We start from the raw sequence: 18,101 nt of genomic DNA on the forward strand, positions 1-18,101 counted from the left end.
ATAGATAGCATCTAGCGGGGTGCGGGGACAGGGGTTCGATCGGTTTCGGACCGAATAAAACGACTGTCGGCGAGCAGGTCGCCAGCGCCTGTCAGCAGCGCCTCGGCGTGCGCCGCCAGCGGCAGGAAGGTGTCGGCATCGGTGCCGGTGACGATGACCTGCGCCGGCAACGTGACCAGAACGTTCCATAGCGCGGCTCGCCGGCCAGCGTCCAGGTGAACCGACGGTTCATCCAGCAGCAACAGCGGGGCAAAGCCGCGCGCCGAGGCGATCAGGCCGGCATGCGCCAGCACGATGCCGATCAGCAGCGCCTTGTGCTGGCCGGTGCTGGCCAGCGCAGCCGGTGTGCCGGTGGAGACATCGGTCAGCCGCATGTCGCAACGGTGCGCTCCGAGAGCGGTTATTCCGGCCGCCGCGTCGCGCGCCCGATCGGCCTCCAACCCGGCGCGCAACCAGTCCTCCACCGCCAATGCCGGCAGCGAGGTCAGCCGCTCGACGATCGGGCAGGCCAGGCTGATGCGGCTTGGTGGGAACGCCTGGGCGAGGCTGACCTCGATCTGCGCGTTGAGCCGAGTCACCAGGTCAAGGCGAGCGGCGGAGGCGGCGACAGCGTGGCGGGCGATCGCGTCCTCCAGGCCGGCCAGCCAGGAGCCATGCTGGGGACTCCTGGCGGCCGCCGTTGGGTCTGTCCCTGAACCGCCCGCTGGGGCGTTCCCTGGCCTACGCTGCGCCAGCAGGCGATTGCGGCTGTGGACGGCGGTGTCGTGGGCCGCTATTTCGCGGGCGTGGCCGGGCTCCAGCGCCCACACCAGGCGGTCGAGGAAGCGGCGGCGGCCGGTCAGGCCATCCTGGAACAATCGGTCCATCTGCGGCGTCAGCCAGACCGCGGCGACCACACGAGCGATGTCGGCCTGGCTGCGCGTAGTGCTGCCGTCCAGGCGAAACACCCGTCGGTCGGTGTCGGCGTCGGTGCCGGTACCGATGTTGATTTCGCCGTTGCCGGGGCTGGCTTCGCCGCTGCCGGGACTGGTCTCGCCGTTGCGGGTGTGGAAACGGGCGTTTACCGCCCAGCCGCCGGCGCCCCCTTGGCGCGCCAGGTCGGCGTGCCGCGCGCCGCGCAGGCCGCGGCCGGGCACCAACAGGGACAGCGCCTCCAGCAGGTTGGTCTTGCCGCTACCGTTGGGGCCATACAGCACGCTGATCCGCGTCGCCGGCCGCCAGGTCAGCGCGGTGTAGTTGCGGAAATCGGTCAGGGTGAGGCGACTGAGGCGGAGCACGGCTTGAACATGGCGATACCGCGCCTCAGCGTGAAGGCGTTGGTCCTGCCAGCATGGTCGAGCCATGTTGGGATCGTCGCCCCGGAACGGATAACGGGGAACCGATAACCGGGTGAAGCACTGCGCGGGCAAAACCGATGGGGCCATGGCGGTCGGTGCGGCGTCACCCAGGATTTCGTCGAGGATGCGATGGATCGCCGTCGGGTTGGCGACCGCCGCCATCGCGCTGAACTACTTCGACCGCTCGGCGCTGGCGATCGACAACCTGACGATTCGGCGGGAATTCGGCATCATTTTCTCGGTTATGGGCGCGTCGGCGGGGGGCTGGGTCAACAATCCCGTTACCCGCGGCGGGATGGAACTGATCGCCAACTGGCGGTCAGCTTCACCGTTTGCCGGCCCAGCCCTCGGCACTGACCTGGTTCATCTCATCGATCGCAACCAACAGCCCGTTATCACTTTTCAATAGGCCGAAGACGTCCGAGATCCGAGCAGCCGGCCGCGCCGATTTTGACCTCGATCCGACCGATGGGAAGTTTCTCCAAGCTGACTTTGTAACCCGGTCGGACGCCGAGATGGGCCAGCACACCCTTGCGCGAGGTAACCTGACCCTTGGCGGTGATGGTCAAGGTGGTCATGGCAGCTTCGATCGTGCGACGGTCGGAATGGAACGCGATATTGCCTGGCGTTCAACTTCGATATTTCGATGGGCAGCCGCTGCCACAGTGAGCGAGCACGCGCGACCAAGGGTCGCGCTAAACCCGCATCGGCATCAGCACATAAAGCGCACTGGCATCGCCGGCGTCCTGCACCACCGTCGGCGCCGAACCGTCGGAGAAGCGAAATTCCACCTGCTCGGGGATCTGGTCGGTAATGTCGTTCAGGTAGCGGGCCTGAAAGCCGATTTCGAGCGGCCCGGCATCGTATTTCACGCGCTCCGCGTCGAGTTCTTCGGTGGCGGTGCCCTGTTCGGGGCTGGAAGCCGAAAGCACCAGCAGATCGCGTGCCAGCGACAGTTTCACCGGGCGCGACCGTTCCGCCGAAATCGCCGCCACGCGGCCGACCGCGTCGGCGAAATCCTTCTTGCCGACGCGCAGCACCTTGTCGTTGCCGCGCGGGATCACCCGCTCGTATTCGGGGAAGGTTCCATCGATCAGCTTGCTGGTCAGCAGCATCTGGTCGGCGCGGAACTGGATGCGGGTATCGGACAGCGCGACCTCCACGTTGCCGGTCACCTCATCGAGCAGTTTTCGCAGTTCGTTGACGGTCTTGCGCGGAATGATGACGCCGGGCATGGATGTGGCGCCTTCGGGCAGCGGTTCCTCGACCCGAGCCAGCCGGTGGCCGTCGGTGGCAACCGCGCGCAGCACCGGGGTGCCCTCGCTGTCGGCGTGGTGCAAGTAGATGCCGTTGAGGTAGTAGCGGGTTTCCTCGGTGCTGATGGCGAACTTGGTGCGGTCGATCAAGGCGCGCAGCATGTGCGCCGTCACGCCGAATTTGTGCGGCAGGCTGCCGGCGGTCATCGACGGAAAATCCTCGACCGGCAGCACTGTCAGCTTGGTGTCGTAGCGTCCGGCGCGCAAAGCGAGCTGGGCATCGCCGCCGGGATGATCGAGTTCGACTTCGGCGCCGTCCGGCAGCTTGCGGACGATCTCATACAGCGTGGCGGCCGGCGCGGTGCAGGCCCCGTTGCGTGACGATGCGGCGGGCACATCCTCGACGATGGCGATTTCCATGTCGGTGGCGGTCAGCGTCAGTTTGCCGTCGCGTACGGCGATCATGACGTTGGCCAGAATGGGGATCGTGTTGCGGCGCTCCACCACGCTCTGGACGTGGGCCAGCGCCTTGATCAAGGTGGCGCGGTCGGCCTTGAGCTTCATGATCGGTTCCTACTCAGGTCGGGCCGCCGCTTCTGACCCCCGCACGGCGAGGAAGCAGGCGAATCGCACCTGCCAGTGTAGCAATTCGCCTGGCGTTCCGCCAAGGACCGTCGTGCATGCGCCAAGGTTTTGGCTTGGCGTTTGTCCGGAGTATCGGGCGCCGGTGGTCCGCCTGGCGGAGCGAGGCGGAAAGCGTCGTTGCCCGGTCGGCGGTCAGGGGCGCAGTAGAGTGCGTGCCACCGCGTCCTGCCAACCTCGATACTTTTCGGCACGCTCAGGCTCTGCCATCGTCGGTCGGAAGCGCCGTTCCGCCGTCCAGCCCGCGGCGAACGTCTCGATGTCCGGATACACGCCGGCCGCCATGCCGGCCAGGTAGCCCGCCCCCAGCGCGGTGGTCTCATGCAGGGCCGGGCGGTCGACTGGCGCTGCCAGGATGTCGGCAAGGAACTGCATCGTCCAATCGCTGGCGCTCATGCCGCCATCCACCCGGATGACGGTATCGCCGGTCCATTGGGACCCGAGGTCGGCGCGCATCGCCTCCAGCAGGTCGCGGGTCTGGTAGGCGACGCATTCAAGCACGGCACGGGCCAATTCGCGACGGGTGGTGCCGCGGGTCATGCCGGTGAGGAGCGCGCGCGCGTCAGTGGCCCAGTGGGGCGCGCCGAGGCCGACGAAGGCGGGAACCATGTAGACCGCCTGCGCCGGGTCGGCTTCGGCCGCCAGCGTGCCAGTTTCGGCGGCGGAGGCGATCAGTCCAAGACCGTCGCGCAGCCACTGCACGGCGGCGCCGGCGACAAAGATCGACCCCTCGAGCGCATAGGTGCGCACGCCGTTCAACTGGTAGGCGATGGTGGTGACCAGGCGGTGGGTGCTGGGGATCGCCGTGGTTCCGGTGTTGAGCAGGGCGAAGCAACCGGTGCCGTAGGTGGATTTGACCATGCCGGGGCGGAAACACGCCTGCCCGATCAGCGCGGCGTGCTGATCGCCGGCGACGCCGCGGATCGCGATGGCACCGCCGAACAGGTCCGCCGTGGTGGCGCCGAAGCTTGCGGCGCTGTCCTGCACCTTGGGAAGCATGGCGCGGGGAACGCCGAACAGCGCCAGCAGATCCGCATCCCATTCGCCGCGATGGATGTCGAACAGCAGGGTGCGGGCGGCGTTGGTGGCATCGGTGGCGTGCACCACACCGCCAGTCAGCCGCCATAGCAGGAAACTGTCCATCGTGCCGAACGCCAGCGACCCGGCCTCGGCGGCGGCGCGTGCGCCTTCGACGTTGTCCAGCAACCAGGCGATCTTGGTGGCCGAGAAGTATGGGTCCAGGAGCAGGCCGGAACGGGCCGCGACCAGCGCGGCATGCCCGGTGTGCTCCAGTCGTTCGCAGAGGTCGGCGGTGCGACGATCCTGCCAGACGATGGCGTGATGGATCGGCTTGCCGGTGCGGCGGTCCCAGACCACCGCGGTCTCGCGCTGATTGGCGATGCCGATGGCGGCGATGTCGGCGGCGGTCAACCCGGCGGTGGCGATTGCCTGCCGGGCGGTGTCGAGCACGGTTGCCCAGATTTCTTCGGCGTCGTGCTCGACCCAGCCGGGCCTTGGGTAGAGCTGGGTGAATTCCTGCTGCGCGGTCGCCACCGGCGTGCTCGCGGAGTCGAAAACGATGCTTCGGGTGGATGTCGTGCCCTGGTCGATGACGAGGATATGCGGCGCCGTTGCGTTCAAGTCATGGCCCATCGCTCAGCAGTCCGTCGAGGGTCACCGGGCAGACCTCCGGCACCGGCAGGCGCGGTTGCCCGTCGATGGTGTCGGGCAGGCCGGCGATTGCATCGACATGGAGACTGGCCAGGTCGATACGTTGCCGCATGCCCGGGGTGAACCTTCGTCGCGCCAGGCGTCTGTGCAATCGTGCTTCCGCGCGCCAGCCCTAGACTGCCGTCGCCATTGGCCAGGCCTCGGCCTTGAGATCGTGCAGCAGGGCCAAGGTCAGATGGGAGTCGATCGCACTCCCTCGCTGCGTCCCACGTCTGCAATCTCCTCGGCGAGGTTGGTCCAGTCGAGATCCGCCTCGTTGACCAATTCGCCGGCGCCCCTGCGGCGCAGCAGATCGGCCTGGTGCTCGGACCAGACGAGAATGTCGGCGTCATAATCGCTCATGCCCCTCTCCGATCTCAGCTTATCGGTTAGTCGGTTGTTTGCCGCTATTGTTCTACAAAGCAAGCAACCATGCCAGCAACTGAGCGATGCAGGGTACCGCGAAACCCAACCTTCGATCGCGCCTTGGCATGCGTTTTCCCCGCCCCTGCGGGCTCTTGCGCGTCTGTCGGGCCCGGATGATTGCCACCAGGACGAAGGATCGCGGCCGAGGCCATGCACTTTGCCGGGCTGGCGGCCGCGTTTGATCCGGATCGGACCCGAAGCGGCCGAGGCACCAGGTTCATGCCGCGACCCCGGTCTCGCGCACGATCCGTTGCATCGCGTCCTCGACCGCGGCGATCTGATCGGCCGAGAGGCGCAGGCCAAGCTTGCCGCGTCGCCAAAGGACATCGGCGGCGGTGCGTGCCCATTCGACGCTCACCAGATAGCGCAGTTCCGCCTCGGTCAGGTCGGCGCCGAATACCCGGCCAAGATCGGCCTGGCATGTGGCGTCGCCGATCAGCCGGTCGATCCTGGTGCCGTAGGCCCGCAGCAGCCGACGCAGGGTCGGTTCGGGAAGGAATGCGAAGCTCGTCGCGGCGGCCGCCACCTGCCGGTCGAAACCATCCATCGCGAAGTCGCCGCCGGGCAGCGGCTGGCGCGCTGTCCAGCCGGCGGCGAGGCCGGATACTTCCGGCAGATGCGGGCGCAGCAGCGCCAGCGATGCCTCGGCCAATCGGCGATAGGTGGTGATCTTGCCGCCGATGACTGACAGCAGCGCCGGCGCCTGGGGCGGCGCATCGAGTTTCAGCACATAGTCGCGGGTGGCCTGCTGCGGCGCGGTGGAGCCATCGTCGTAGAGCGGCCGCACGCCGGCGTATGACCAGACCACCATGTCCGGTGTCACCGTCTGGCGCAGGTAAGCACTCGCCGAGTGACAAAGGTAAGCGATGTCGGTCTCACTGGCCCGCACGCCGGCGGGGTCGCCGGTGAAATCCTGGTCGGTGGTGCCGATCAGGGTGAAATCGCGTTCATAGGGGATCAGGAAAAACACCCGGCTGTCGGCGTTCTGGAAGATGTAGCAGGCGTCGTGGTCATACAATCGCCGCACCACCACGTGGCTGCCCTGCACCAGCCGGACCGCGGTCGGCGCGTTGGCGCGGATCACCGATCCCGCGACCTCGGCCACCCAGGGGCCGGCCGCGTTGACCAGTGCGTTCGCCTGGATGACGCGGCGGCGGTTGGTGGTCTCATCGTGCAGGGTAACCATCCAGCGCCGATCGAGTCGTTCGGCCGACACGCAAACGGTGCGCGGCGCGATCGTCGCCCCGCGATCGGCGGCATCGCGAGCGTTGAGCACGACCAGACGTGAATCCTCCACCCAGCAGTCCGAATAGGCGAAGCCGCGGGTGAACTCGGGCTTCAGCGGAGCGCCGGCCGGGTCGGTGCGCAGGTTCAGCGTGCGCGTCGGCGGCAGGTTCTTGCGACCGCCGAGATGGTCGTAGAGCAGCAGGCCCAGTCGCAGCAGCCATGCCGGGCGCAGCCGGCGGTGGTGCGGCAGGATGAACCGCAGTGGCCAGATGATGTGCGGCGCGATAGCCCACAGCACCTCGCGTTCTCGCAGGGCCTCGCGCACCAGACGGAATTCGCGGTGTTCAAGGTAGCGCAAGCCGCCATGGATCAGCTTGGTGGAGGCGCTCGAGGTGCCGGAGCCGAGGTCTGCCTTTTCGCAAAGCAGCACGCGCCAGCCGCGCCCGGCGGCGTCGCGGGCGATGCCGCAGCCGTTGATGCCGCCGCCGATGATCGCCAGGTCGTAGGGGGAATCGTTGTCCATGGCAGCGGTCACACGGACTGGCCACGACCAGCGGATCGGGTCGGGTCTGGTGGGCCCGCGCGCGGCAACCGGTGCAATCCGCGGTTCCAGACTGACGTTACGGCCGGTTGTCGTTTCAACAAAATCGGGCGCTTTAAGCGTTCCGCCCAAGTCGCGATCATGTGCTAGACGGCTTCGAAAAGCTTTTGTCCGATATAGCCGCCCTGGGCCGGTCCAGGCGGGCAGGCAAAAATGCCGCTACCGACATGGGTGGTGTACTGGTTCATCGCATCCAGTTTCGACATCTGGTCGAATATCCTGATGAACCCGGCCCGCGGATCGCGCTGGTAGCAGATGAACAGCAACCCGGCATCGAACTCGATGCCTTGGCGCCACGGCGGCCAGCGTTCCGCGGTGAAGTTGGAGCCATCGTTATAGGAGTATGCGCGGCGCAGGATCTGGGCGCCACCGTTGCTTTCCGGCGCGCCCAGGCGGACATGGGCGGTGTCGGGGATGATCGAATTGCCATCCTTATCGGTGCGGTCGAGGTCGAGCGGATCGAATTCATTTTTCATACCGAGCGGCGCGCCGGAATATTTGTGCCGCCCGATCACTTCCTCCTGGAACGAGATCTCTGTGCGGTCCCAATGCTCCAGCGCGATCCGGATGCGGCGGGCGACCATATAGCTGCCGCCGTGCATCCAGGCGGGACCCTTGTCGGTGACCCAGACCACTTCATTCAGTCCCGCCCTCGGCGAACCGCCGGACGTCGCTTCCGGACGCGTGGCAGTGGGATTTTGCGTGCCGTCCTTGAAGCCCATCAGGTTGCGCGGGGTGTCTTCGGCAGCGTAGTTCGACATGAACCCGGTCTGCGTCCACTTCAAGTCGGCTGTGCCGTATGCGATGCGCGCGAGTTGGCGGATCGCGTGGAAGGCGACCTGGGGGTCGTCGGCGCAGGCTTGCACCGAGAGGTCGCCCCCGGTTTGGGCCGCGACCAGTTGTTCGCCGGTGAAGGCGGGTAGATCGACGAAGGCTTCGGGCCGGTGGCCTGCCAGGCCGTAGCGGTCCTTGCCGTTCTTGACGAACAGGCCGGGACCAAAGCCGAATGTGATGGTCAGCCGAGCTGGGGCGAGCCCGATCGCCTCGCCGCTGTCGCCGGCAGGCTTGTCTTCGCCCTGGCCGTAGGCGTCCATCGGCTGGGCGGGGAGCCCTTGAGTCATGCGGGCGGCGGCTTCGGTCCATGCCTTCAGCATGGTGACGATCTGGTCACTTCTGTCGGCGGCCAAGTCGAAGGTGGCAAAGAACGTATGGCTCTGCAACGCGGTAACGATGCCACCCTGGCGTGGCGCGTAGAACGGTTCGGTCAGGCCGCGGCCGGGTCCCTGCGCTGCCGGGGTGATGCCCTTTTGGGTTGCTGTCTGGGCGCGCAGCGCGGTCACCGGGGCCGCCGCCATCAGGCCACCCGCGGCGGCGAGAAAGCCGCGACGGGAGGAGAACGGACATTTGCCGGTCACATCATCATCCTTAGTGGGCGAGGACGAGTGTGTTGGTCTCGTCCTGCACGAAGTAGAAGCCGTTATCGCCGGGTGTCATGGCGATGCCGAACAGGTCACCGCTGCCCGGCGGGGTCTGCGCCTTGTTGGCGTCGATCCAGCGAGCGTAGATCTGCTTGCCGGAGGTCGGATCGATTTCCACCACCTGGCCGTTCAGTCCGTTGATGACCAACAGGTGGCCGTTGGCCGCCTTGGTCATCGCCAGCGGACGCTTCAGCAAGCCATCCTTGGTGACGTCCTGACCGAGACCGGCGCTGGTGGTGCGCGTCGGCGCGTCGGCGATCGCGGCGATGCGGTTGCCGATGGCATCCGACACGTAGAGCGTGCTGCCGATCAGGCACAGGCCGGTGGGGCCGATGATGAACACATCCTTGTCGGCCTGCTCGCCCAGGCCGTTGGCGATCTCGGTCTGGCTGGTGACGACCGGTGGTTTGCCGGGGGGAATTGACAGTCCGATGCGGAGCACCGTCGCCTGGTTGACCACCGGCGGGCTACCATCGGCGGAACCAACGCCGAAGCCGGTCATACTGACGAAAAGCGTCGCGGTCTTGCCGTTGTCGATCACCGCCATGTTGCCCCACGGCCCGTTGATTTTCGGCCCGGCCATGGTGCCGGCGACGTCACCCTGATTGTTCAGCACGATCAGGCAGCCGGGCCCCTTGGTGCCGGTGGTGCCGTCCTGGCTGGGCAGGCTGCCGACGATGACCCAGCCGGATTTTAGCACCGCCATCGCCGTGGTCAGCCCGACGCCGCCGGGGCAGGACGGCAGATGGCGAGGGATGGAGGCGAACAACGACAGGCTCTTCGTCTTCGGATCGATCGAGACGATGGTGGTGCCCAGCCCCTGCAGGTTGTGCTTGTCATTGAAGTTATCGACCATCACGTCGCCCTGGCGAAGTTTGCCGGACGTTAGCGGCGAAATGACCACCGCGTAGGGGTTCTGATCGCCATTCGACGGCACGGTCGAGGTGACCAGGCTATGGCGGCGTATGCTGCCCAGATAGCCGGCCTCGTCGGTGGCATGGGCGACGACCGGGCAAGCGGCGCCGATCGTGGCGGCGATCAAAACGAACCGGGCGAGCCGCATGCGGGCCTCATCTGATCCAAGCGTTGAGAGAATGCGAGTAAGTCGCATGTAAGCAACCTTCGGGCTTGAGTTCAAGGGAGCCGGGCCGGAACGTGACGGGCGGAATGGGGTGAGAGACGATCAGAAACTGATGTTGGTGCGCACGCCGAGCACCGCCTCGTTGGCGATGCGCTGGGTCGGATTGAGCGGGTTGGCGATGCCGCCGCCGGGCAGGAAGGTGTATTGGAAGTCCGGCTGAATCTGCCACCAGCCGGCCGCCTGGTACTGGTAGGTGACCTCGATGAAGTTCTCGTTCGTGCGGATCGGGCTGGCGCCGTTCAAGGCATTGCTGTCTTGATCGAAGCCGGTGACGTTCCCGCCGACCTTGGCGATGCCCCAACCGACTCCGAACGTGTCGTCGTCGCGGCCGGGCAGCGGCGCCTTCATGGTGATGCCGGCGTTGACGCTGAACGAGATCAGGTTGCGGTCTCCTGGCGCTCCCATGATCCGGGCGAAGACGCCGATGGTGCGTGCCCCGGCCGGATCGGGTCGCCAGATCGCCTGATCGAACACGCCATACAGGCTGAAATTGCGCCGGCGCATTTGCGGATCGCCGCTGCTGAGCGGATTGGCGAGAGAAATGCCGTCGGCATCAAACCGCTGGTCAGGAAATGATGCGGTATCGAACCAAGCGCCAAGCTTGTAGGTGCCGGGAAGACCGCTGGGCTTGTTGCCCGTATCCATGTCTCCGTTGGCCGGCTGGTTCAGGGCATACTGCACCTCGGCGATGAACAGCGCGCCGGTGCCGAGATTGAAGCGGGTGCCGGTGCGTTCGGCGCCGCGCAACTGGCTGTCGTCGTTGAACGGTCCTCCGGGCGGGTTGTCGTCGAATACGCCGGCCAACAGGGTAAAGGGACCGATCGCGTTGGCCCGCGCGCGCACCCCCAGCGAGGACAGCGGATAGGCCGGGCCTCCGGCGTAGAGATCGACCGAGGGCAGCATCGGCCAGCCCATCACGGTGTTAATGAACAGGCTGGAGCCCGTGCTGGTGATGAACTCCTGGTCCACGCTTTGCTGCCCGATCTTCACGTCGAAGCGGCCGTCCAGGAAGGCTTGCTGATACCACAATTCCCACAATCTCGTGGTGTCCTGGGCCTCGATGCCGCTGGCGGTCTGCAGGGTCTGCAGATTGTCGGTGCTGAGGTTGCGGCCGTGGATCTGCAATGCGCTGACGTTGAACGTGCCGCCTTGCAGGCCGAACGCCTTCTGGGTGTCGACCCCGAGGCTCAACAAGGTAAGTCCGTCATAATCGAAGCCGGTATGAGTGCCCCCGGTCACATTGCCGAGCACCTCGCTGGTCTCCTGTAGACCGATGGTGATGCCGTAATTGCCGAGATAGGTACGCAAACCGCCGACATCGCCGAGCAGATTGGGGCGGGTCCACAGCCCGGTTTCGAATCCCGGCTCGGCCGAGGCGGCCGGCGCCGAAGGGGTTCCAAGAGCTTGTGAGTGGGCGACTTTCGGCACCGCGAGTGCCAGCAGCAATATCGATAGCGCTGCTTTGTGCCTGGCCAGGCGCGGCCAAGGGCGCTGGCCGGGGCAGTCTTCAAGGCGGTCGGCGGTCATTCGGACTCTCCAGGTCTGCTTGGTGGACAGCCCAGGGACACCAATCGGCCGGGCTGTTCATGCGAATGATAATGCGAATCATTCGCGTCTTGCCATCACGGATCGGCGTTTCCGCAACCGGCAGAGGGGTTTTAGTCCGATGCTGACGCAGTGTTGATCTTGAGCGGCCACGCGACAACGGGGCCATCCACCAGCAGGCCGGTTTCCTCGCCCGGCTTCGGCGCGGCGTGGCCATGCACCCGGGCGCTGAGAGCGAGCAGGTCGGCGGTTGGCAGGTCAACCGCTGGCAAACTGGGGGCCGGCAAACTGGAGACTGGCAGTTCCAACCGGATGCTGGCGTCGTGGCCGTAGTAGGTGACGTCCGACACCCGGACCCGCAGCGCCGCCGTCGGATCCAGTCGGACCTGCTCGGGCCGTACCAGCACATCGACGTCACCCGTTGGCATGTCGTCGGCGAGGGTCAGCGTGCCCAAGGCGCAGGCGACGGTGCCGTTGCTGGCCCGCCCGGGCAGGATGATCGCGTCGCCGACGAAGCGGGCCAGGTCGGCATCGATCGGACGGCGATACAGCGTCTGCGGCGTCGCCACCTGCACCAGCCGGCCGCCGCGCAGCACCGCGACTTGGTGGCCCATCGACAGCGCCTCGGCCTGGTCGTGCGTCACCAGCAGGGATGTCGCGCCGGCGGCGGACAGCGCGGCCGCCACGGCCTGTCGGGTTTCGGCGCGCAACGCGGCGTCAAGCGCGGAGAACGGCTCGTCCAGCAGCACCAGGCTTGGGGCGGGAGCCAGGGCTCGGGCCAAAGCCACACGCTGCTGTTCGCCGCCGGATAGCTGGTGCGGGCCGCGCGCGGCATAGGAGGCCGGCAATCCGACCCCGCGCAGCAGGGCGACGGCTCGGTCGTGGTCGCGGCGTTGGCGCCTGGGCAGGCCGAACAGCACATTGTCGGCGACGGAGAGATGCGGGAACAGGGCACCTTCCTGCGCCACGTATCCGATCCGGCGGCGCTCGGGCGGCAGATGGCGTTCGGCACAAGCGACCATGCGTCCGTCAAGCACGATGCTGCCGGCATCCGCTCGTTCGAAGCCGCACAGCAGGCGCAGCAGCGTGGTCTTGCCGCTGCCCGAAGCGCCAAGGATCGCCACCAGTTGGCCCGATGGCACGTCGAGGTCGAGTCCGCGCAGCACCGGCTGCTCGTTGAAGCTCTTGGTCAGGCCGCTGATCGAGAGTCCCGTCATCAGCGCGTCCCGGACAACGCAGTGGCGCCGAACCGTCGCGCCAGCAGCCAAGCCGAGAGCAGCGATATCAAGGTCATCAACGCGGCATAGGGGGAAGCAGCGGCAAAGGCCAATGACGAGGTGTTGGCCCAGACCTGTGTCGCCAGCGTGCGGGTGCCGATCGGCGCCAGCAGCAGGGTGGCGGTCAGTTCGGTCATGACGGAAACGAACACCATCGCTGCCGCTGCCCCGAGGCCCGGGCCAGCGAGCGGCAACAGCACGCGCCACAGCACGGCGATCCAGCCCAATCCAAGCGAGCGTCCGGCGTCCTGCAGTCCGCGCTGCACCTGAGCGAGCGCGACGCGGGTGCTGACGAGCGCGAGCGGCAGGAACAGGATGGCATAGGCGATGATCAGCAATGCCTCACTTTGGTAAAGCGACTGCATCCGCTGCACCGTCAGCGAAACCAATGCCAGCGCGACCACGATGCCGGGAGTGCCCTGGGCGAGATAGGCGCTGCGTTCGACCAGGGTGACCAATCGGCTATCGTATTGGGTGGCGAGCATGGCGAGCGGAAACGCCAGCAGCAGCGAAGCGGCGGCGCCGGCCGCACCGAGTTGCAACGAGGAAAATGTGGCGCTCAACAGTGCCGGGGCACTGACCGCCTCGGGGGTGATCGCGGCCGAACCGTGCTGCGTCAACCAGTAGGTGATCATGCCGAGCGGTATGCCGAGCGTCGCCACCACCAGCAGTGCGAAGCCAGCCAGCACCGGGTAGCGGGCTCGGCCGAGCCGGTGAGGCGTCGATGCTCGGCGGCTGCCGCGCCCGACCCTGGCGTAGCGTGCGCCGCCACGCACCCATAGCTCCGCCGCCAGGCAGACCAGGCACAGGGCCAGTAGGATCATTGCCAGCAGGGCAATCTCTGATGGGTCGAAGCCGGTGCGGTATTCGGCGTAGATCTCGGTGGTGAAGGTGCGGAAGCGGAGCAGTGAGAGGGCACCGAACTCGACCAGCGTATCGAGCGCCACCAGCAGCATGCCGCCCAGCAGGGCCGGGCGCAGTTGCGGCAGCACGACGCGGCGGAAACTGCCCCAGCCGGTTTGGCCTAGGGCGCGCGCGGTCTCCTCCAGCGCCGGGTCCATGCCGCGCAACGCGGCGGCGACTGGCAGATAGACCAGCGGGTAGTACGAGCAGGTGACGACGACCACGGCGCCCGCAAAATCCTGCAGGCGGAGGCTGAGCGAGATCCATGCGAAGCTGGAAACGAAGGCCGGTATCGCCAGCGGCACCGCGGCGAGCACGCCCCAGACCTGGCGGCCAGGAAGGTCGGTCCGCTCGACGCACCAGGCCGCGGCGGTGGCCAGCACCGCCGACAACAGCGTGGTCGCCAGCACCAGCGACAAGGTGTTCAGCAGCAGCTCCCCGACCAGGGGGCGGAACACCAGGTCGATGGCATCTTGGCGATCGACCTGCAGGGCTTCGTTTATCGTGTAGGTCAGCGGCAGCAGGACCAGTGCCGCAACCACCAGTCCGGCGGTCAGCAGACCACTGGGGATGCGAAGGCGGCGCGGCATGGACAGTGGTCCGTGGCTGATGCTCAGAGCAGTCCGGCCTGACGCAGCAACTGGGCGGATTCTCGGTCGTCGCCGAGCTGCGCGACGGTCAGCGCCGGCGGCTGCAACTGGTCGAACGGCTTCAGCAATGGGTTGGGGGCCACGCCCTCGGCCAGAGGATACTCGAAGTCGATGTCGGATCGGGCCAGCATTTCCTGCATCGGCTTGCTGACCAGGAACGCAACGAACCGCTGCGCCGCAGCCTGGTTGTGCGAGGATTTCAAGATCCCGGCGCCGGAGACGTTGATCAGCGCGCCCACGTCGCCATTGCTGAAATGATGGATCTGACTGACAGTCTTGTCGGCGCCCTGTTCGGTGCGCAGCCGGGCCCAGTAGTAGTTGTTGATCACGCCGGTGGCGACCGCGCCGCGCTCGACCGCGGCGACCACACCCTCGTCATCATCAAAAATCTGGGCGTTGGCCTTGAGACCCTTGAGCCAGGCGAGCGCGGCCGGCCTGCCCTTGATTTCGGCCACCGCCTTGACCAGCGGCAGGAAGTCGGCGTCGCTGGGGGCGATGGCGACCTTGCCCTTCCAGGAGGGCTGCGCGAGATCCATCAGCGAGGCCGGGAGATCGGCTGGCTGAATCATCTTTGGGTTGAACGCGAGCACGTTCTCACGCGCCAATACGCCGATCCAGTCACCGTGCGGTGAACTGTATTTAGCCGGCACCCGTGCCAGGGTCTCGGGATCGATTTTCGACAGCAGACCCTTTTCGGCCAGTAGCACCAGTTCCGGCGAGTTCTCGGTAAAATAGACGTCGGCTGGGGAGTGGGCGCCTTCGCGGATAATCTGCGCCGCGATCTCGGGCGCCTCGCCATGATGGCTGCGGACCTTGATGCCGGTAGCCTTGGTGAAGGCGTTGGTGATCATGTCCACCGCCTGCTGATGCTGCGCGCTATAGAGGGTCAGCGTCGTGGTCGCTGAAGTCGCCGTCGGCGCGTGGCCGGCGGGCGGCATGGCGGCGGCCGATCCCAGCAGGCCGGCCGCGGCTAGGCCGGCAAGGCGCGCGAAATCGCGACGGGACAGCGAGCGGCGGCGAGTCTGCATTGCGGGAACCCTTTGGCATACCGGCGAGGCCGGGTGGCAGCGAGGCGCCGTCTATATGCAAGCGCCTCGCAGTTGCAGTCCGCTAACACCGGCCGGGGGCGTGGTCAATTCCCCGCCTGGACACTCCGAGCTGAACACGTAGGTCCGAGTGGTGCGCGCGACGGCAGGTCGTCGATTGATGTCTGGATCGCCTGGTTGGCTGGCACAGGAGATCGGAGTGTCTCGGCAGACCCGGTCACACGCGGTTGCCGAACTGACTTCGCCGTGGGCGCTTCGCGGGCAAGACGGTTTCGCCAGCGTCTGCGATGGAGATTGGGTGGTCGGACGGTCGGGAATTTCTCCGGCAGCCGTCTTTGACGCCCGGCGTCAGAACGCTGCCTCCTGCATCGCCATCATCGCACCCTTGCCGGACTTGATGGCGGCCAGCAGGCCGCCGACCTGCGGCAGGATGCGCTCCACGTAGAACCGGGCGGTAATGAGCTTGGCCTTGTAGAAGGCGGCGTCGGTGCCCGGCCCGCGCAGTTTCTCAACCGCGATCACCGCTGATCGAAGCCACATGAAACCGAGCGCCACCAGGCCGAACAGGCGCAGATAATCGGCGGCGGCGGCGCCGGCTTCCTCGGGGTCCGTCGCACCGGTCGTGGCGATCTGAGCGGTGGCGAGCTGCAGGGCGCCGAACGCCTTGGCGAAGCCCTTGACCATGTCGCCGAGTTGCGGATGACCGCTGTGGGTTTCGATGAAGTCGTTGACCGGATGGAAGAAGGTTCGCAGCATCCGCCCGGCACCCTGCGGCAGCTTGCGGCCGACCAGATCCAGGGCCTGGATGCCGTTGGTGCCTTCGTAGATCATCGAGATACGGGCGTCGCGAACCAGTTGCTCCATGCCGTTGTCGCGGATGTAGCCGTGGCCGCCGTAGACCTGCATGGCGATATTGGTCGCCTCGAAACCGAGGTCGGTGAACAGAGCCTTGACCACCGGCGTCATCAGCGCGGTGAAGTCCTCGGCCCGCTGACGCGCCTTCGGGTCATCGGAGCGCTGCAGTTCGTCCAGTTCCCGCGCGACCCAGCCGCCGAGTGCGCGGCACCCCTCGGTGTAGCCGCGAATGGTCAGCAGCATGCGGCGGATGTCGGGGTGGACGATGATCGGGTCGGCCGCCTGGTCGGGCGCCTTGGCTCCGCCGAGGGCGCGGCCCTGGATGCGGTCTCGGGCATATGCAACCGCGCTCTGGTAGCTGGTCTCGGCCGCGCCGAGACCTTGGATGCCGACCGAGAGACGCTCGCTGTTCATCATGGTGAACATCGTCGCCAGGCCCTTGTTCGGGGTGCCGACCAGCCAGCCGGTGGCGTCCTCGAAGGTCAACTGGCAGGTGGCGGAGCCCTTGATCCCCATCTTGTGCTCCAGCGCGGTGCAGATCACGCCGTTGCGGGCGCCGGCGCGGCCATCCGCGGCGGGCAGGAATTTGGGCACCAGGAACAGGCTGATGCCGCGGCTGCCGGCCGGTGCGTCGGGTAGCCGAGCGAGCACGAGGTGGATGATGTTCTCGGTCAAGTCGTGCTCACCGGCGCTGATGAAGATCTTCGTGCCGCCGACCTTGTAGCTGCCGTCCGGTCGCGGTTCGGCGCGGGTGCGGAGCAGTCCCAGGTCGGTGCCGCAATGGGCCTCGGTCAGGCACATCGTGCCCGACCAGGTGCCGTCCACCAGTTTCGGCAGGTAGGTGTTTTTTAATTCGTCCGATGCGTGACTGGCGATCGCTTGATAGGCGCCGTGGGTCAGACCGGGATACAGGCTGAACGCGAGGTTGGCGGAGCAGATCATCTCCTCGATCAGCTTGTTCAGGCTTTCCGGCAAGCCCTGGCCGCCGTATTTCGGGTCGGCGGCAAGCGCGGTCCAGCCGCCCTGGCGGAACGTGTCGTAGGCTTCACGGAAGCCGTTCGGGGTCCGCACGACGCCGTTTTCCAGTACGCAGCCGATCTCGTCGCCGGGTGCGTTGGTGGGCAGCAGGACCTGCTCCGCCACCTTGGCGGCTTCGTCCAGGATGCTGTCCATCAGTTCGGCGGATACCTCCCGCAGCCCCGCTAGCTTGGCAAGCTCGGTGCTGTCGTGCAGTTCGTGCAACACGAAACGCATGTCACGCAGTGGTGCCTTATAGGTCTGCATGGGATCACCTGTTGATGGGATCACCGGTGGGCACGATTGATCCTGGCTGACCCGATCGAGTTGGTCCGAGCTGTTTGTTTTCAGCGGCCTGCCGACCCCATTCGCTCGCCGCGAAGTGCGGCGAACTACTGGGACAGGACGCTAGACGGCTTCGGCCATCTTGTTGGCCTCGATCTTGCGCCGAGCCGCCTCGCGCCGATCGTCGAACTTGGCCAGCCGGCGGCGGGGGTTGGGGTGGGTTTCGTTTTCCGCCTCGCCGGGACGCTTCTGGCTGCCAGCCCAGCCGTGCGCGGCGATATCGAAGATGATGTTGGAAAGGTCGGTGTGCTTGACCTCGTAGCCGTGCGGGTTGTTCGGATCGCCCATGATCCACTTGCCGCCAGCGGCCCGGGCCTGCTGACCGGAAACGATCACGTCATCGACCCAGAAGCCAATGTGATGGATGCCGACGAAATCGACGCCGGTACCCTGCGACGCTTCGTCTGACTTGAAGTGCAGGATCGCCAGGTTGACGACCCCATCGGTCAGGAACACGCCCTCGGCCAGCGGACCGTCGATTTCCGCGACTTCTTCCAGTCCGACTGTCGCTTTGTAGTATTCCGCCGTCTCCCACGGGTCCGCGACGCTCAGCGCGACGTGGCGTAGAAAACCCTTGCTCTTCACCGTCATGGCTTCGGCTCCCTGGATTGTTGTCGTGCGGTGAGTTTGCCTCACAGACCGGTC

Annotated in this window: 16 protein-coding genes; 1 reads left to right on the plus strand and 15 read right to left on the minus strand. The window is 66.5% G+C overall.

The features are described 5' to 3' along the window. Positions 1–11 precede the first annotated feature (11 nt). Entirely contained in the window at positions 12–1,499 is a 1,488-nt protein-coding gene (gene recF / locus ACQY4Y_RS17560; RefSeq protein WP_428491878.1) for a DNA replication/repair protein RecF, read from the minus strand. Here recF and ACQY4Y_RS17565 point away from each other — a divergent pair. Further along, positions 1,483–1,746, plus strand: a complete 264-nt coding sequence (locus ACQY4Y_RS17565) for a hypothetical protein (protein ID WP_428491879.1) — start codon at positions 1,483–1,485, stop codon at positions 1,744–1,746. The genes recF and ACQY4Y_RS17565 overlap by 17 nt on opposite strands. On the opposite strand, the gene ACQY4Y_RS17570 is transcribed toward ACQY4Y_RS17565, so the two are convergent. From ACQY4Y_RS17570 to ACQY4Y_RS17635, 14 genes are all read right to left on the minus strand, one after another. Continuing rightward, positions 1,733–1,915, minus strand: coding sequence for a hypothetical protein (locus tag ACQY4Y_RS17570; protein WP_428491880.1), 183 nt, complete (start codon positions 1,913–1,915; stop codon positions 1,733–1,735). The genes ACQY4Y_RS17565 and ACQY4Y_RS17570 overlap by 14 nt on opposite strands. 117 nt (positions 1,916–2,032) lie before the next feature. Beyond that, positions 2,033–3,157: a DNA polymerase III subunit beta gene (gene dnaN, locus ACQY4Y_RS17575; RefSeq protein ID WP_428491881.1), complete on the minus strand. Its 1,125-nt coding sequence runs from the start codon at positions 3,155–3,157 to the stop codon at positions 2,033–2,035. Between the two features lie 213 nt (positions 3,158–3,370). Beyond that, positions 3,371–4,888: a glycerol kinase GlpK gene (glpK, locus tag ACQY4Y_RS17580; RefSeq protein ID WP_428491882.1), complete on the minus strand. Its 1,518-nt coding sequence runs from the start codon at positions 4,886–4,888 to the stop codon at positions 3,371–3,373. After that, entirely contained in the window at positions 4,878–5,018 is a 141-nt protein-coding gene (locus ACQY4Y_RS17585) for a hypothetical protein (protein ID WP_428491883.1), read from the minus strand. The genes glpK and ACQY4Y_RS17585 overlap by 11 nt, the downstream gene beginning before the upstream one ends. A 119-nt stretch (positions 5,019–5,137) precedes the next feature. After that, positions 5,138–5,308 (minus strand): DUF29 family protein, encoded by a 171-nt coding sequence (locus ACQY4Y_RS17590; RefSeq protein WP_428491884.1) that lies wholly within the window; start codon positions 5,306–5,308, stop codon positions 5,138–5,140. A gap of 280 nt (positions 5,309–5,588) precedes the next feature. After that, positions 5,589–7,121, minus strand: coding sequence for a glycerol-3-phosphate dehydrogenase (gene glpD / locus ACQY4Y_RS17595; protein ID WP_428491885.1), 1,533 nt, complete (start codon positions 7,119–7,121; stop codon positions 5,589–5,591). A 164-nt stretch (positions 7,122–7,285) separates the two neighbouring features. Continuing rightward, complete coding sequence (locus ACQY4Y_RS17600) at positions 7,286–8,614, minus strand: Dyp-type peroxidase (protein ID WP_428491886.1); 1,329 nt, start codon at positions 8,612–8,614, stop codon at positions 7,286–7,288. Positions 8,615–8,624: 10 nt separating this feature from the next. Further along, positions 8,625–9,740: a hypothetical protein gene (locus ACQY4Y_RS17605; protein ID WP_428491887.1), complete on the minus strand. Its 1,116-nt coding sequence runs from the start codon at positions 9,738–9,740 to the stop codon at positions 8,625–8,627. 120 nt (positions 9,741–9,860) lie between these two features. Further along, a complete protein-coding gene (locus tag ACQY4Y_RS17610) occupies positions 9,861–11,345 on the minus strand; it encodes a carbohydrate porin (RefSeq protein ID WP_428491888.1) in 1,485 nt (494 codons plus the stop codon). 131 nt (positions 11,346–11,476) lie between these two features. Then, positions 11,477–12,580 carry an ATP-binding cassette domain-containing protein gene (locus ACQY4Y_RS17615; protein ID WP_428491889.1) on the minus strand — a complete coding sequence of 368 codons (1,104 nt, stop codon included), beginning with the start codon at positions 12,578–12,580 and terminating at the stop codon, positions 11,477–11,479. Then, positions 12,580–14,133, minus strand: coding sequence for an ABC transporter permease (locus ACQY4Y_RS17620; RefSeq protein WP_428491890.1), 1,554 nt, complete (start codon positions 14,131–14,133; stop codon positions 12,580–12,582). Before ACQY4Y_RS17620 ends, ACQY4Y_RS17615 begins: the two co-directional genes overlap by 1 nt. 23 nt (positions 14,134–14,156) lie before the next feature. Beyond that, positions 14,157–15,221, minus strand: coding sequence for an iron ABC transporter substrate-binding protein (locus tag ACQY4Y_RS17625; protein ID WP_428491891.1), 1,065 nt, complete (start codon positions 15,219–15,221; stop codon positions 14,157–14,159). Between the two features lie 366 nt (positions 15,222–15,587). Then, complete coding sequence (locus tag ACQY4Y_RS17630; protein ID WP_428491892.1) at positions 15,588–17,378, minus strand: acyl-CoA dehydrogenase C-terminal domain-containing protein; 1,791 nt, start codon at positions 17,376–17,378, stop codon at positions 15,588–15,590. A gap of 141 nt (positions 17,379–17,519) precedes the next feature. After that, complete coding sequence (locus ACQY4Y_RS17635; RefSeq protein WP_428491893.1) at positions 17,520–18,047, minus strand: VOC family protein; 528 nt, start codon at positions 18,045–18,047, stop codon at positions 17,520–17,522. Positions 18,048–18,101 lie beyond the last annotated feature (54 nt).

It is taken from the genome of Rhodopila sp. (assembly GCF_965277165.1).
Taxonomy (GTDB): domain Bacteria; phylum Pseudomonadota; class Alphaproteobacteria; order Acetobacterales; family Acetobacteraceae; genus Rhodopila.